15 protein-coding genes are annotated in these 14054 nt (G+C 71.0%); 5 read left to right on the top strand and 10 right to left on the bottom strand.

The annotated features are described in order from the left end of the window. The first annotated feature begins 13 nt into the window (after window positions 1–13). Complete coding sequence (gene gndA, locus ACZ63E_RS41650; protein WP_465341837.1) at window positions 14–1453, top strand: NADP-dependent phosphogluconate dehydrogenase; 1440 nt, start codon at window positions 14–16, stop codon at window positions 1451–1453. A gap of 96 nt (window positions 1454–1549) precedes the next feature. Here the strand turns inward: gndA and ACZ63E_RS41645 are convergent, their stop codons facing one another. The 5 genes from ACZ63E_RS41645 to ACZ63E_RS41625 are packed head-to-tail and all read right to left on the bottom strand — an operon-like array spanning window position 1550 to window position 5826. Next, window positions 1550–2287, bottom strand: coding sequence for a Clp protease N-terminal domain-containing protein (locus ACZ63E_RS41645; protein WP_465341836.1), 738 nt, complete (start codon window positions 2285–2287; stop codon window positions 1550–1552). 31 nt (window positions 2288–2318) lie between these two features. Next, window positions 2319–3542, bottom strand: a complete 1224-nt coding sequence (locus ACZ63E_RS41640; protein WP_465341835.1) for an NAD(P)/FAD-dependent oxidoreductase — start codon at window positions 3540–3542, stop codon at window positions 2319–2321. Window positions 3543–3585: 43 nt separating this feature from the next. Then, window positions 3586–4371, bottom strand: a complete 786-nt coding sequence (locus ACZ63E_RS41635; RefSeq protein ID WP_465341834.1) for an IclR family transcriptional regulator — start codon at window positions 4369–4371, stop codon at window positions 3586–3588. 1 nt (window position 4372) lies between these two features. Next, window positions 4373–4690 (bottom strand): NIPSNAP family protein, encoded by a 318-nt coding sequence (locus ACZ63E_RS41630; RefSeq protein WP_465313767.1) that lies wholly within the window; start codon window positions 4688–4690, stop codon window positions 4373–4375. Further along, on the bottom strand, window positions 4687–5826 hold the full coding sequence (locus ACZ63E_RS41625) for a 5-methyltetrahydropteroyltriglutamate--homocysteine S-methyltransferase (protein ID WP_465341833.1): 1140 nt from the start codon (window positions 5824–5826) through the stop codon (window positions 4687–4689). Before ACZ63E_RS41625 ends, ACZ63E_RS41630 begins: the two co-directional genes overlap by 4 nt. A gap of 119 nt (window positions 5827–5945) precedes the next feature. Here ACZ63E_RS41625 and ACZ63E_RS41620 point away from each other — a divergent pair, with 119 nt between their 5' ends. Then, complete coding sequence (locus ACZ63E_RS41620; RefSeq protein ID WP_465341832.1) at window positions 5946–7277, top strand: nucleobase:cation symporter-2 family protein; 1332 nt, start codon at window positions 5946–5948, stop codon at window positions 7275–7277. Here ACZ63E_RS41620 and ACZ63E_RS41615 read toward each other — a convergent pair. Next, the gene (locus ACZ63E_RS41615; RefSeq protein ID WP_465341831.1) at window positions 7228–7803 is read right to left on the bottom strand and encodes a TetR/AcrR family transcriptional regulator; all 576 of its coding nucleotides are present in this window, start codon (window positions 7801–7803) and stop codon (window positions 7228–7230) included. The genes ACZ63E_RS41620 and ACZ63E_RS41615 overlap by 50 nt on opposite strands. A gap of 88 nt (window positions 7804–7891) precedes the next feature. Between ACZ63E_RS41615 and ACZ63E_RS41610 the strand changes: the two genes are divergently transcribed. Then, entirely contained in the window at window positions 7892–8338 is a 447-nt protein-coding gene (locus ACZ63E_RS41610; protein ID WP_465341829.1) for a pyridoxamine 5'-phosphate oxidase family protein, read from the top strand. On the opposite strand, the gene ACZ63E_RS41605 is transcribed toward ACZ63E_RS41610, so the two are convergent. After that, on the bottom strand, window positions 8339–8845 hold the full coding sequence (locus ACZ63E_RS41605) for a hypothetical protein (protein WP_465341828.1): 507 nt from the start codon (window positions 8843–8845) through the stop codon (window positions 8339–8341). Window positions 8846–9015: 170 nt separating this feature from the next. Between ACZ63E_RS41605 and ACZ63E_RS41600 the strand changes: the two genes are divergently transcribed. Both ACZ63E_RS41600 and ACZ63E_RS41595 read left to right on the top strand, forming a co-directional pair. Beyond that, on the top strand, window positions 9016–9753 hold the full coding sequence (locus ACZ63E_RS41600; protein WP_465341827.1) for a rhomboid-like protein: 738 nt from the start codon (window positions 9016–9018) through the stop codon (window positions 9751–9753). 40 nt (window positions 9754–9793) lie between these two features. Further along, a complete protein-coding gene (locus tag ACZ63E_RS41595; protein ID WP_465341826.1) occupies window positions 9794–12121 on the top strand; it encodes a sensor domain-containing protein in 2328 nt (775 codons plus the stop codon). Here ACZ63E_RS41595 and ACZ63E_RS41590 read toward each other — a convergent pair. The 3 genes from ACZ63E_RS41590 to ACZ63E_RS41580 all read right to left on the bottom strand — a co-directional run bounded on the left by ACZ63E_RS41590 (window position 12115) and on the right by ACZ63E_RS41580 (window position 14001). Then, window positions 12115–12900, bottom strand: a complete 786-nt coding sequence (locus tag ACZ63E_RS41590) for an arylamine N-acetyltransferase family protein (protein WP_465341825.1) — start codon at window positions 12898–12900, stop codon at window positions 12115–12117. The genes ACZ63E_RS41595 and ACZ63E_RS41590 overlap by 7 nt on opposite strands. A 33-nt stretch (window positions 12901–12933) precedes the next feature. Next, a complete protein-coding gene (locus ACZ63E_RS41585; RefSeq protein WP_465341824.1) occupies window positions 12934–13284 on the bottom strand; it encodes a YciI family protein in 351 nt (116 codons plus the stop codon). A 147-nt stretch (window positions 13285–13431) separates the two neighbouring features. Next, window positions 13432–14001 (bottom strand): class I SAM-dependent methyltransferase, encoded by a 570-nt coding sequence (locus ACZ63E_RS41580; protein ID WP_465341822.1) that lies wholly within the window; start codon window positions 13999–14001, stop codon window positions 13432–13434. Window positions 14002–14054: the final 53 nt, after the last annotated feature.

Raw genomic sequence — 14054 nt, 5'->3', positions numbered from 1 at the left:
CGGAAGGATGCGGATGAGCAAGAAGGCGAGCATCGGGGTCACCGGCCTGGCGGTCATGGGCCGCAACCTGGCCCGGAACCTCGCGCGGCACGGCCACACGGTGGCCCTGCACAACCGGTCCGAGGAGCGGACCCGCGCGCTGGTGGAGCAGTTCGGCGACGAGGGCGACTTCATCCCGGCGTACTCGGCGCAGGCGTTCGTCGACGCGCTGGAGCGGCCCCGGCAGGTCGTGATCATGGTCAAGGCGGGCGGGCCGACGGACGCCGTCATCGAGGAGTTCGCGCCGCTGCTCGAAGAGGGCGACGTGATCATCGACGCCGGCAACGCGCACTTCGCCGACACGCGCCGTCGTGAGAAGGCGCTGCGCGAGCGTGGGCTGCACTTCGTCGGCAGCGGTGTCTCCGGCGGTGAGGAGGGCGCGCTGCACGGGCCGAGCATCATGCCCGGCGGCTCGAAGGAGTCGTACGAGTCCCTCGGCCCGCTGTTCGAGGACATCTCGGCGAAGGTCGACGGCGAGCCGTGCTGCACGCACATCGGCGCGGACGGCGCCGGGCACTTCGTCAAGATGGTGCACAACGGCATCGAGTACGCCGACATGCAGCTGATCGCGGAGTCGTTCGACCTGCTGCGGCACGCGGGCGGCTACTCCCCCGCCGAGATCGCGGCGGTGTTCCGGACCTGGAACACCGGCCGGCTGGACTCGTACCTGATCGAGATCACCGCCGACGTGCTCGCGCACGTCGACCAGGCGTCCGGCAAGCCGTTCGTCGACGTCGTCGCGGACGCCGCCGAGCAGAAGGGCACCGGCCGCTGGACCGTGCAGATCGGCCTCGACCTCGGGGTCCCGATCTCGGGCATCGCCGAAGCCGTCTTCGCGCGTTCGCTGTCCGGGTCGACTTCGCTGCGCGCGGCGGCCCGCGGCCTCGGCGGTCCTTCGGCGTCGCCGCTGACGGGCTCCTCGCTGGAGCGCTTCGCCGACGACGTCGAGCAGGCGCTGTACGCGTCGAAGGTCGTCGCGTACGCGCAGGGCTTCAACCAGATCCAGGCCGGCGCGACCGAGTACGGCTGGGACATCGACCTCGGCAAGGTCGCCTCGATCTGGCGCGGCGGCTGCATCATCCGCGCGAAGTTCCTCAACGACATCACCGCGGCCTACGCCGACGAGCCGCAGCTGCCGACGCTGCTGACCTCGGGCGGCTTCCGCAAGGCGGTCGAGGACGCGCAGGACTCGTGGCGTTCGGTGATCTCGACGGCCGTCCAGCTCGGCATTCCGACGCCGGGCTTCTCGACGGCGCTGGCGTACTACGACGGCCTCCGCGCGGACCGGCTGCCGGCCGCGCTCGTCCAGGGTCAGCGGGACTTCTTCGGCGCCCACACCTACCGGCGCGTCGACCGCGACGGCTCGTTCCACACGGCCTGGGCCGAGGACGGCCGCCCGGAGTCCGAAGCCTGAGCCGGTGCTGCTCTGATCGGGAAGACCCCCTGGTCCCTCCCGATCAGAGCAGCGTCACCAGCACCACCGCGAGGAGCGCGGCAACCAGCAGGAGTCTCACTGCCCGCGGGCGGCGAGGATCTCCGCCAGCACCTCCTGGATCTTCGCCTCGGCCTTGTCCTTCTTGACGCCCAGGCCGTCGAGCACCTCGAAGCCCGCGCCTTCGCCCTGCTCCAGCAGCGCCAGGAGCATGTGCTCGGTGCCGATGTAGTTGTGCCCGAGCCGCAGGCCCTCGCGCATGGTGAGTTCGAGGGTCTTCTTGCCGCCGGCGGAGAACGGCACCGGGTTCGGCGCGGGGTCGGCCCGCTCCGGCAGCCGCGCTTCGGCAGCCTCCCGCACCGCTTCGAGCGTGACCCCCTGGGCCACGATCGCCCCGGCGGCGAGCGCCGCGGGCTCGGTCAGCAGGCCCAGCACGACGTGCAGGCTGTCGATCTCCGGGCTGCCGTGCTCGACCGCGGCCTTCTGGGCCGCCACGACGACGTGCCGCGCGCGGTCGGTGTAGCGGCCGTAGACGCGTTCGATCGATCCGGACGGGTCGCCGCCGGGGTCCACCTTGGGCACGAACCGCTTCTGGGCGGCCTGTTTCGTGACGCCCATGCTGGCGCCGATCTCGGTCCAGGACGCGCCCGACCGCCGGGCCTGGTCGACGAAGTGGCCGATCAGGTGGTCGGCGACTTCGCCGAGGTGCTGGCCCACGTAGACCGCGTCGGACAGCTGGGCCAGCGCGTCGTGGTCGTTGTTGCCCTTGATGGCGTTGATGAGGTCGTCGAGCTTGATGGTGGTCGGTAAGGTCATGCGTCAACTGTAGGTTGACGATCTCCAGTCGTCAACTGCGAGTTGACGCTAGGTGTCCCTTGAGGTTGAACTCGCTCGCTTCGAGGTCCGCGTACCGCGGGTGCGGGTCGGCGGTGAACAGGCGCCGGGCCGCGATGTGGTCGGCCGGGCGGTTCACCGACTCGACCGCGATGAGGACGTCGTCGCGGAAGGACAGCACCGAGAACTTGCCCGCCTCGCGGTCACCCGCGACCACCGTGCGGTCGGCGTCGGCCAGGATCCCGGCGATCTGCAGCTTCGCGCCCGCCTGGTCGGTCCAGAACCACGGCAGGCTCGCGTACGGCTCGGGCGTGCCGGTGATCGCCGCGGCGACACAGCGAGCCTGGTCGACGGCGTTCTGCACGGACTCCAGCCGGGTCGCGGCGCCCGCCTGGACACACGGGAAGTTCGCGCAGTCGCCGATGGCGAAGATCTTTTCGTCCGCCGTGCGCAGGTGTTCGTCGACCACCACGCCGTTGTCGACCGGCAGCCCGGCCGCGGCGGCGAGCGTCGTCTCCGGGACCACGCCGACGGCGACCACGACCAGGTCGGCGGGCAGCCGGGTGCCGTCGGACAGCTCGACTTCGCGCACGTGCGAGTCGCCGTGCAGCGCCGAGACGCCCTGGCCGAGCAGTACCGTGTGCCCGGCGTTGCGGTGCAGCGCGGCGAAGAAGGCCGAGATCTCCGGCGTCGCGACGCGGTTGAGCAGCCGGTCCTGCGCCTCGACGACCGTCACCGGACGGCCGGCGTGCGACGCGAACTCCAGGCCGATGAACCCGCCGCCCACCACCACGACGTCCTTCGCCTCGGCGAGCGACGCGCGGAGCCGGTCGGCGTCGTCGCGCGTGCGCAGGGTCAGCACGCCCGGCAGGTCCGCGCCGGGCACGGGCAGCGTCCGGTTGCGCGCGCCGGTGGCCAGGACCAGGTGGTCGTACGCCAGCTCGGCGCCGTCCTCGAGCCGCGCCCGCGAAGCCTCGCGGTCGATCGAAGCGACCCGGCCCGCGACGAGCTCGATGTCCTTCTCGGCGAAGAAGTCCTCACCACGCAGGTGCAGCTGCTCGAGCCCGGCCGTCCCGGCCAGGTAGGCCTTCGACAGCGGCGGCCGCTGGTAGGGCACGCCGCGTTCGTCCCCGGCCAGCACCACGCGGCCCGCGAAGCCCCGGTCCCGCAGCGAAGCCGCGGCCTGGAACCCACTCTGCCCCGAGCCGACGATCAGAACGGTGGTCTCTTCACCCATGACCTCATCCGACCACAACCCGCTCGGCTCGTCGAGGAGTTGATCAGTGGGGTTCGCCGCTCGTCCGCAGGGCCCGCGGCGCCCCGAGCACGCGCGAGATCCCCCGCGCGGCCGCGCGCACCGCCGGGACCAGCGTCCGCGGGTCCGTCCCTTCGGCCGGGACGACCACCGAGATCGCCGCCGCCACTTCGTCGGTGGCGTCGTAGACCGGAGCCGCCACCGAAAGGGCGATCAGCTCGATCTGGCCGTCGCTGACCGCGTAACCGTTGCGGCGGACGTCGGCCAGCACCCGGCGCAGCTGCTCCGGCGAACCGATCGTCTTCAGCGTGAACGTCTTCAGCGGGCCCTCGAGGACCGCTTCCTGGACGTCGACCGGCGCGTGCGCGAGCAGCACCTGGCCGACGCCGGTCGCGTGCGCGGGCAGCCGGCCGCCCACCCGCGTCAGGACGTTGACCGCGCCGCGGCCGGAGATGCGCTCGACGTAGACCACCTCGGGCCCATCGAGGACCGCGAGCTGGACGTTCTGGTGCGTGGCCTCGTAAAGGTCCTCCAGGAACGGCATCGCGCTCTCTCGCAGCTCCGCGCCGTGCGGGGCGAGCGAAGCGACTTCCCACAGCCACAGGCCGACGCGGTAGGCGCCGGCGGCGTCGCGGACGAGCGCACCGCGCTTGGTGAGCTCGCCCGCGAGCCGGTGCGTGGTCGACAGCGGCAGCCCGACGCGGCGGCTGAGCTCCGAGAGCGTCAGCCGCGGCCGCTCGGCCGTGAACGCGCCCAGCAGGTCGAGGACCCGGTCCACGACCGACGGCGGCCGCCGCGCGCTGTGCCGCACGTCAGTCTTCGTCGTCCGGCAGCAGCGGCCGCATGAACGACCGCCGGTACCGCACCACGCAGCCGCTCTCGTCGCGGATCTTGTCGGCCTCGATGAAGTCGGGGTCGACGCCGAACAGCGTCCGGTAGCGCTCGTACGCGGCCAGGCTTTCGAAGCTGAACAACGCGCGGGCTTCGTCACTCGCCCCCTCGGCCGGCAAGAAGTAGCCGTGGTGGACACCGCCTTCCCGCTGCACCAGCCGCATCCACGCGGCGGCGAAGCGTTCGAAGTCGGCGATCTTCGCGGGGTCGATGACGTAGTCGACGACGCACGTGATCACCGGCCGCCCCAGACGCGGTCGGCGGTCTCGACGATCAGCTCCAGCTTCCGCAGCTGCTCGTCCGCGGTCAGGTCGTTGCCCTCCTCGGTCGAGGAGAACCCGCACTGCGGCGACAGGCAGAGCTGGTCGACGTCGACGTACCGCGACGCCTCTTCGATCCGCCGCACCAGGACGTCGGGGTCCTCCAGCTCCGGCCGTTTGGTCGTGACCAGGCCGAGGACGACCTTCTTGTCCTTCGGCACGAACCGCAGCGGCTCGAAGCCGCCGGAGCGTTCGTCGTCGAACTCCAGGAAGAACCCATCGACGGCGAGCTCGCCGAACAGCGCCTCCGCGACGAACTCGTAGCTCCCGGAAGCGACCCACGACGACCGGAAGTTGCCGCGGCACAGGTGGGTCGTCACCGTGAGGTCCTCGGGACGCTCGGCGAGCGCCGCGTTCATCGTCGCGATGTTGCGCAGGTGCTGGGTGTCCGGGTCGCCGCCCATCCGCTCGACGAGCTCGCGCTGCGCCGGGTCGTTGAGGTAGGCGAGGCTCGTGTCGTCGAGCTGCAGGTACCGGCAGCCGAGCCCGTGCACGGCGGAAACCTGCGCGGAGTACGCCGCGCTGAGGTCGGCGAAGAACTCCTCGAGGTCCGGGTAAACGCTTTCGCTCACCGCCGCCCGGCCGCCGCGGTAGTAGACCATGTTCGGTGACGGGACGGTCAGCTTCGGCGTCACGCCTTCGTCCACATGGGACTGGAGGAACAGGAAGTGGTCGGCGAAGACCGGCTCGTCGAGCCGCACCTTGCCGTCGACCTGCAGCCCCGGCGGGCTGAACTCGAGGTCGCCGGCGAGGTTGTGGAACTTGACGTGCAGCCGCTCGTCGCTCTTCGACACCCCGCCGAGCGCGTAGATGAAGTCCATGTGCCACGACGCGCGCCGGAACTCGCCGTCGGTCGCCGAGCTCAGCCCGGCCGCGCGCTGCATCTTGATCACGTCGCGGATCGCGTCGTCCTCGACGGCGCGCAGCTGCTCCGCGCCGATCTCGCCGCTTTCGTGCCGCCGTCGCGCGTCACGCAGCACCGGGGGCCGCAGGAGGCTCCCGACGTGATCGGCGCGAAACGGCGGGCCCACCTGGGAAGTACCGCCCGAAGTCATGCACCGATGGTCACACATCGCGGGCCGTTCCGCCGCACCCGGAAACAAGATCATGACCGCCGGGACTTGCTACCGTCACGCGCGAGGCGTTGGCTGTGCCGCGAGGAAGGGGCTTGATCATGACGGAACCCGCGGTGCACCCCGTCGACCAGGGCCTGCCCGCCGGGCGGCTCGTGCTGCTCGGCCTGCAGCACATGTCGATCATGTACGCCGGCGCGGTCGCGGTGCCGCTGATCGTCGGCAGCGCGCTGAAGCTGGACGCGGCGACGGTCGGGCTGCTGGTCAACGCCGACCTGTTCGTCGCGGGCATCGCCACGATGATCCAGGCGATCGGCATCGGCAAGATCCTCGGGATCCGGCTGCCGGTGGTCGCGGGCGCGACGTTCACCGTGGTCAACCCGATGATCCTGATCGCCTCGCAGTACGGCCTGTCCGCGGTCTACGGCGCGATGATCGCCTCCGGTGTGTTCGGGCTGCTCATCGCGAAGCCGTTCGCGAAGCTGATCCGGTTCTTCCCGCCGCTGGTCACCGGGACGCTGCTGCTGGTCATCGGCGTCTCGCTGCTCGGCCCGGGCGCGGGCCTGATCGCGGGCAACGACCCCGATGCGGCGGACTACGCGGCGCCGTCGCACATCCTGCTCGCGTTCGGCGTCCTCGCCCTGCTGGTGCTGTTCACGCGGGTGCTGCGCGGGTTCGCCAACCAGATCGGGCCGCTGCTCGCGCTCGCGATCGGCCTGGTGGCCGCGATCCCGCTGGGGCTCGTGCACTGGGACGGCCTCGGCGCGGCGAGCTGGTTCGGGCTCGCGGCGCCGTTCCACTTCGGCGCGCCGACGTTCCCGGTCGCGGCGATCCTGTCGATGTGCGTGGTCATGCTGGTGACGTTCACCGAGTCGACCGCCGACATGATCGCCGTCGGCGAGATCACCGGACGGCCGCCGACGGACTCCGACCTCGCGCGCGGCCTGGCCACCGACGGCTTCTCGGCCGTGCTCGGCGGCGTGATGAACTCCTTTCCCGACACGGCGTTCGCGCAGAACGTCGGGCTGGTGCGGATGACCGGGGTGCGCAGCCGCTGGGTGGTCGCGGTGACCGGCGGGATCCTGGTGCTGATGGGGCTCGTGCCGAAGATCGGCGCGTTCATCGCGGCCATCCCCCAGCCGGTGGTCGGCGGGGTCGCGGTGGTGATGTTCGCGATGGTCGCCGTGGTGGGCGCGCAGAACCTCCGCACGGTGGAGTTTTCGGGCAACCACAACACCTTCATCGTCGCGGTGGCGCTCGGCGTCGGGCTGCTGCCGGCGTTCGCACCGGACTTCTTCCAGCACTTCCCCGCGTGGCTGCAGACGATCTGCGGCAGCTCGATCACGGTGGCGGCGGTGCTGGCGTTCGTGCTGAACCTGCTGTTCAACCACCTCGGCCGGCGCGCGGAGCCGGATCTGCTCGAAGCGCCGTGAGCAGCCGTTCGACGAGCTTGCCGCCGGTGCCCGGCTCGACCGGGCGCCGGAACAGCACCCGCAGGTAGAGCGGGGCCAGCACGAAGTCGAGGATTTCGTCGACCGTCGGCACGTCCTCGCCGCGGGCGGCGGCCTTGTCGAGTGTCGCCTGCAGGTCTGCGCCGCGTGCCTTGAGGTACTCGACCGGTTGCTTCTCCGGCCCCAGCGTGGCGACTAGCGCGCGCAGCAGGATCTGGCCGCGCGGGTCGCACATCGCGTGTTCGACGCCCTCGGCCCAGCCGAGCAGGTCACCCCGCAGCGTGCCGGTGTCCGGGATCGGCGACGTCGCGCGCAGGCGCGTCACGGCGGCGTCGAGCAGCAGCTGCTCGCGGCTGCCCCAGCGCCGGTAGACGCTCGTCGGGTTCACGCCCGCCCGCTCGGCGATCTTCGGGATCGCCGCGTTGATCTCGCCGATGGCGAGCAGCTCGACGACGGCGTCGTGCACCGCGTCGCGGACACGGGCGCTGCGGCCGCCAGGTCGGGTCATGACGCCATCTTAAAGCAAACGTGCTTGCTTTTGCCGACCGAGGGCCGCTACTGTTAAGGCAAATCGGATGGCTTTAAGGAGACTCGAGATGGCGCGCAAGATGACCCGGGACGAGCGTGAGGCGTTCCTCGCCCAGCCGCAGGTGGGCGTCCTCAGCGTGACGGCCGAAGCCGGCCGAGCACCGCTGACCACGCCGATCTGGTACCGCTACGAGCCGGGCGGCGATGTCGTCGTCATGACGTCGCCCGGGCTGCGGAAGACCCGGCTGATCGAGGAGGCCGGCCGGTTCGCGCTGTGCGTCCAGCAGCAGGACGGCGTCTACAAGTACGTCTCGGTCGAAGGTCCGGTGGTGAAGACGTGGCCGATGACCAAGGCGGAGCGGCACGAGATGGCGGCCCGCTACCTGCCGCCGGGTGTCAGCGAGGCCTACACGGACGCGACCGACGACACCCACGGGAGCAACATCGCGATCGTGATGCGGCCCGAGCGCTGGAACACGTCGGACTTCAGCGACCTCGCGGAGAAGCTGGCCTGATCACCAGCAGATGATCAGCAGGCACGTCGGCTTCGGCGGCGGCGGGGTCGTGGTGGGGTGCTGCCCGCCCGGCGGGGTCGTGGTCGACGGGGTCGAGCTGCCCGGGGCGCCGCTGGTGGGCGTGGTGGTCGGCGTCGTGGTGCCGGCACTGCTCTCGGTGGCCGGGTCGGTGCCCGGCACCTCGGTGACGGTCTCCCGGGGCACGCCGACGCCGGGGACGACGTCGCCGCCGCCGGTGCCGCCCTCCGGCGGGGAGTCGGTGGCCTGGTCCGCGCCGCCGAGGCCGGTGGTGCGCTGCGGGAAGGGGATGACCTGGATCTGGTCGACGGGGGACGCGTCCTGGCTTTCCTTGCCACCGCCGAAGGCGACCAGCACCGCGGCGGCGCCGCAGCCCATCACCACGGCGAGCATCACCGCGAGCACGCGCCACCGCGACTGAGCCGGTGCGTCGCGGTCGCCCCAGCCCTCGCGGACGAGCAGCTCGGCGACCGATACCTCGTCGTTCACCCCGAAAGACCTTCCCGAAAGGCCTTTCGGCCGACATCGTGGCCGTATTTTTACCGCACAAAGCACCCGAACGGGTGAGGTAGGGGCAAAAATTCGTCACGTAACGTCGAATCTGACCGTGAGTGACAATCCACAGCGTTTTCACAGCTGGCTTTCGTGATACTCCCAGCATGACCAGCGAGGCTCGGTCCATGCTGCTGAAAGCCGCCCGGCCGGTCCCGCGGACAGCGGTCGTCCGGCGGTGGGCGCGCTTCGTCCCGAACCCGAAGGCGACCCCCTTCACCTTCGGGTACCTCGTCCTCCTCCTCGGCACCACGCTGCTGCTCCGGTTCGCCGACCCGGCGTTGACCGACCGGCTGCTGCGGCTGTCGAGCACCGACGCCCACAACCTCTGGCGGCGGCCGCTCACCTCGCTGCTGACCAGCGCGATCTGGCTCTCGGACGAAGGCTGGCTCGCCTACGTCGTGATCTTCGCGATCGCCGTCGCCCCGCTGGAACGCCGGTTCGGCGCCCGCCGCGCGGCCACCGTGTTCTTCTCCGGGCACGTGCTGGCCACGCTCGTCACCGAGCTGCCGGTCATGGCGCTGATCAGCACGCACGTCCTGCCGAGCTCGGCCGGGCACTGGCTCGACATCGGCGTCAGCTACGGCTTCTTCACCACGGCCGGCGCGCTCGTCTTCCTGCTTCGCGGCCGGGCGCGGCTGGCGGCACTGGCCGTGCTGGAGGCGTTCATCGTGGTGATCTGGCTCGGCGACGACCCGACCGGCCTCGACTCGGTCGTCACGCTGCTCGGACACGCCTTCGCCGCGCACTTCGGGCTGCTGTTCTGGGGGCCGCGGCTGCGCGGCCCATCCGCAGGCCGGGCCCGGATTCCGGCGGGTATGCACAAGCCGGAGTCGGTGGTGTAATCGACGGGCCACAGCCGAGGAGCATGGGGGATGGACGCTCATGGAGGCCGACTCGCTCGCCGAACTGGTCGAGTTGAGTCCCGACGCGATCTGCGTCCACGAAGACGGCGTCCTCACCTACGCCAACCGCGCGGCCCTCGAAGCGTTCGCGGCGCGCTCCGCCGCTGAAGTCGTCGGACGCCGGTTCAGCGACTTCGTCGCCGAGGACGCTCGCGCCATGCTGGTGGAGAAACTCGCGCAGCTGGCCGTCGCGGGTCAGGCGAGTGAGCCCGTCGAAGCGCTGATGTCCCGGCTCGACGGGAGCAAGTTCGCCGTGGAGACGGTCCTGGTGCGCCTCGGCAAGCCGCACGCCTTCCAGGTCGTCATGCGGGACATCACCGCGAAGAAGGCGGCGGCCGACGCGCTGCGCTACCAGGCCGCGCTGGTGTCACACGTCAGTGACGCCCTGGTGGCGACCACCGGCGAAGGGGTCGTGACCAGCTGGAACCCGGCCGCCGAGGCGGTGTACGGCTGGACCGCGGCCGAAGCCGTCGGACGGCGCGCGAGCGAGCTGGTCGGCGCGCCGCTGGACCTGCCGGCCATCCGGCGCGGCGGCGGGGTCGTGGAGGCGGTGCACCGGCGGCGTGACGGCGCGCCCCTGGCGGTCCGCGTTTCGGCAGCTGAGATGAACGACGGTTACGTGCTCGTCTGCGCCGACGAAACCGCGCGCCGGCGCGCCGAACAGAACTACCGCACGGTCGTCGCGTCTCTCGACGAAGGCGTGCTGGTGATGGGCCCGGGCGGGCTCATCGAGGCGGCGAACCCGGCGGCGTGCCGGATCCTCGGCGTCACCGAAGCCGAGCTGATCGGCGTCCCGTGCCACACGCTGGTGCTGTTCACCGAGTCCGGGCACTGGATCCCACCGGACGAGACGCCGTCGGTGCAGACGCGGCGGACCGGCGTCTCGCACAACGGCCTGGTCGTGCGCCTGCGCCGGCCCGACGGCCGCGACGTCTGGGTCTCGCTGACGTCGCGGCTGCTCAACCCCGACGACCCGGCGGCGCTGGCCGTCGTCACGTCGTTCACCGACATCACCGAGACCCGCGCGATCAGCGCGCAGCTGGCCCACGACGCCACCCACGACCCGCTGACGCGGCTGGCGAACCGGACTCTGGTGCTCGATCGGCTCGCCGTCCGCGAGCGCGGCGCCGTCACGGTGTTGTTCCTCGACCTGGACAAGTTCAAGGTCATCAACGACTCGCTCGGGCACTCGGTCGGCGACCAGGTGCTGCGGATCGTCGGCGAGCGGCTGCGCCGCTGCTCCGGGCGTGACGACCTGGTCGGGCGGCTCGGCGGCGACGAGTTCGTCGTGGTCACCGGTGAGGTCACCGAGCCCGGCGAGGTCCGCGCGCTGGCCGAGCACCTGCGGGCCGCGCTGGCCGAGCCGATCGGCGTGCTCGGGCGGCAGCTGCACCTCGACGCCAGCATCGGCGTGGTGCTCGTCGGCGAGGCGGACCGGCGCAGCGCCGAGGACCTGCTGCGGGACGCGGACGTCGCGATGTACCAGGCGAAGACGCTCGGCCGGGGCCGGCACCACTTCTTCGACGTCGGCCTGCGCGAGCGGATGCAGCGGCGGCTGCGGATGGAGCAGGACCTGCGCGACGCGGTGCAGGACGGCCAGCTCTGGCCCGCCTACCAGCCGGTCGTCGACCTGCGGACCGGCGAGATGGTCGCGGTCGAGGCGCTGCTGCGCTGGACGCACCCCCGGCACGGCGCGATCTCGCCCGCGGAGTTCATCCCGCTCGCCGAGGAGAGCGACCTGATCAACGTGATCGGCAAGGCGATGCTGCGCGCGACCACCCGCGAGCTCGCCGCGCGGCGCACCGGCCAGGGCCTGGACCTGACGTTGAAAGTCAACCTGTCGACGCGGCAGCTCGACGACCCGCACCTGGTGCCCGCGGTCCAGGACGCGCTCGCGAGCACCGGGCTGCCGGCCGGCGCGCTCTGCCTGGAGGTCACCGAAAGCGCGTTGATGCGCGACCAGGAGGCGGCCGCGGAAGTGCTGGCGTCCCTGCGGTCGCTGGGGGTGCTGCTGGCGATCGACGACTTCGGCACCGGCTATTCGTCCCTCGCCCAGCTGCGGCGGCTGACGCTGGACACGCTCAAGATCGACCGCTCGTTCATCACCGGCATCGCCGAGTCACGGGACGCGGAGGCGATCGTCACGAGCATCATCGCGATGGCCCACGCCGTCGACCTGACGGTGATCGCCGAGGGGGTCGAGTCCGCGGAGCAGCTCGAGCTGCTGCGGGCGCTCGGCTGTGACCAGGCGCAGGGTTACCACCTCGGCCACCCGGTCCCGGCGGACGAGCTGTTCGGAAGTCAGTAGAGCTCTTTCAGCCGGGCGAGCTCGTCGGCGGTCAGCTCGATGCCGAAGTCCTTGAGGGTGGTGTCGAGCTCGTCCGGCGCGATTTCCGTGGTTTCGCTGGTGCCGTCGGGCTTTTCGACGGTCAGCTCGCGGCCGAGCAGCTTGCGGCTGATCCCGGGTTCGAGCGTCATGATCACCAGCCGTCCGGTGAACGGCGACTTCGGGTGGGTCGAGGTGTAGTGGTGGTAGACCTCGTAGTCGATGGGGTGCATCTCGGTGAGCCGGAACTCGAGCAGGTCTTCGTCGCCCTTCTGCAGCGTCCACCAGCCGTCCCGGTGCCGCAGCCGGTGCGGCCAGCCGGCCTGGTCGACCTCGTGGCCGTCGATCAACGGCATGGGCGCGAGGATCCCGGCGCCGAACCCGACGTCGGCCAGAAACTGTTGCCCGGCAACGTCGACGACCAGTGTCATGTGCGTGTAGGGCCCCGGCCGCCGCGGCTGCACCCGAGCGGCGAGCCGGTGCACGGGGTACCCGAGCCGCTCGAGGACGGCGGCGAAGAGGCCACTCTGTTCGTAGCAGTAGCCGCCCCGCCGCCGCCCGACGAGCTTGGCGTTCACGACGTCGAGCGAAATCCCTTGGTGCTGCTGGAAAACAACGTCGACGTTCTCGAACGGGATGGCGCGGACATGCGCCCGCACGAGGTCTTCGAGGGCCGCCACCGACGGCGGTCGTCGCTCCAGCCCGACCCGTTCGAGGTAGGCGTCGAGGTCAACGGCTTCGATGGCCCATTCAGCGCTCATGGATCGAGGATGCAACCTCGACCAAGATCGAGGTCAACCTTCGTGCACGACCTTCCGCACCTCGACGGCGGTGTACTGCGCGTCGGGGATCTTCCCGGCCAGCTCGACGGCGCGTTCCTCGCTCTCGACGTCGACGACGTAGTAGCCGCAGAAGAAGGACTCCGCCTCGACGTAGACGCCGTCCTTGGCCTGCGGCACGCCGTTTTTGACCTGGACGGTCTTCGACTCACCGGGCTCGGCGAGCGCCTTGGTCTCGACCATCTCGCCGGACTCGGTGATCAGCTTGGTGAAGTCGCCGTGGCCGGCGTAGACGCCGTTCTTCTGGTCGTCGGTGAGGGTGGCCCAGAGGGTGGGGTTCATGTGGAGGGTGAGGAGGTAGCGCATGTCGGTCCCCTTGGGGTGGGTGGCGGCCCTGGTTGGGCTGCCTTTCACCCGGTGGTCGGAGCCCGTCCGGACTTCCGGACACGGGGATTTCGGCTTCACTCGTTCGGCCTAGTGCCCCCAGCGTCCGATCGCCGGGGTTCTCGCGTATCAGCGGCGGCTGACCAGCAGATATCGCTCGTCCTCGATCGGCCGGCCCCACAACGCCGGATCGTCCAGCAGCGAGACCGTCGCCTCTTCCCGCCTTTCCCGGACGAGCCGCTCGCACTCCGCGGCGGAGATCCCGGCCCCGGTGAACCACCGGCCTTCGACGAGGACCAGCCGGCCGCCCGGCTTGAGCATCCCCAGCCAGCGCCCGAGGGCCGCGGCGGGATCGGGCAGGGCCCACAGGACATGCCGCGCGAGGACAACGTCGTAGGAACCGGCCGGATCGGCGGCATCACCCCGCCGGAGTTCAAGACGAACCCCGGCCGCCTCGGCTTTCCGGCGGGCGACGTCGAGCATCGCGGCGGAGAGGTCGATGCCGCAGACGTCATGGCCGGCCTGGGCGAGCAGAACGGAGAGGCTCCCGGTCCCACACCCGAGGTCGACGATCGCCGCCGGTTCCGGGGGCATCAGCGGGAGGAGGAGGTCCGTCCACGCCGCGCGCACCCGCGGGTCGCGCAGGCCGTGGTCGGGTTGGTCATCGAAGGTCTCGGCTTCGGCGTCCCAAGGGTTCACGCGGGGAATCCTGCCCGGTACACGAAAAAACCACCCCGAGGGATCGGGGTGGT

It is taken from the genome of Amycolatopsis sp. NPDC104819 (genome assembly GCF_055583145.1).
The sequence above is the reverse complement of the archived record's forward strand: the minus strand, read 5'-3'. Positions and strand labels throughout refer to the sequence as shown.

Excerpts from the sequence above, each read along its gene's own strand:
- ACZ63E_RS41595 (WP_465341826.1), top strand. The coding sequence starts at position 9,794 with ATGGAGGCCGACTCGCTCGCCGAACTGGTCGAGTTGAGTCCCGACGCG.
- ACZ63E_RS41620 (WP_465341832.1), top strand. The coding sequence starts at position 5,946 with ATGACGGAACCCGCGGTGCACCCCGTCGACCAGGGCCTGCCCGCCGGG.
- gndA (WP_465341837.1), top strand. The coding sequence starts at position 14 with ATGAGCAAGAAGGCGAGCATCGGGGTCACCGGCCTGGCGGTCATGGGC.
- ACZ63E_RS41590 (WP_465341825.1), bottom strand. The coding sequence starts at position 12,900 with ATGAGCGCTGAATGGGCCATCGAAGCCGTTGACCTCGACGCCTACCTC.
- ACZ63E_RS41585 (WP_465341824.1), bottom strand. The coding sequence starts at position 13,284 with ATGCGCTACCTCCTCACCCTCCACATGAACCCCACCCTCTGGGCCACC.
- ACZ63E_RS41615 (WP_465341831.1), bottom strand. The coding sequence starts at position 7,803 with ATGACCCGACCTGGCGGCCGCAGCGCCCGTGTCCGCGACGCGGTGCAC.
- ACZ63E_RS41600 (WP_465341827.1), top strand. The coding sequence starts at position 9,016 with ATGACCAGCGAGGCTCGGTCCATGCTGCTGAAAGCCGCCCGGCCGGTC.
- ACZ63E_RS41625 (WP_465341833.1), bottom strand. The coding sequence starts at position 5,826 with ATGACTTCGGGCGGTACTTCCCAGGTGGGCCCGCCGTTTCGCGCCGAT.
- ACZ63E_RS41640 (WP_465341835.1), bottom strand. The coding sequence starts at position 3,542 with ATGGGTGAAGAGACCACCGTTCTGATCGTCGGCTCGGGGCAGAGTGGG.
- ACZ63E_RS41645 (WP_465341836.1), bottom strand. The coding sequence starts at position 2,287 with ATGACCTTACCGACCACCATCAAGCTCGACGACCTCATCAACGCCATC.
- ACZ63E_RS41610 (WP_465341829.1), top strand. The coding sequence starts at position 7,892 with ATGGCGCGCAAGATGACCCGGGACGAGCGTGAGGCGTTCCTCGCCCAG.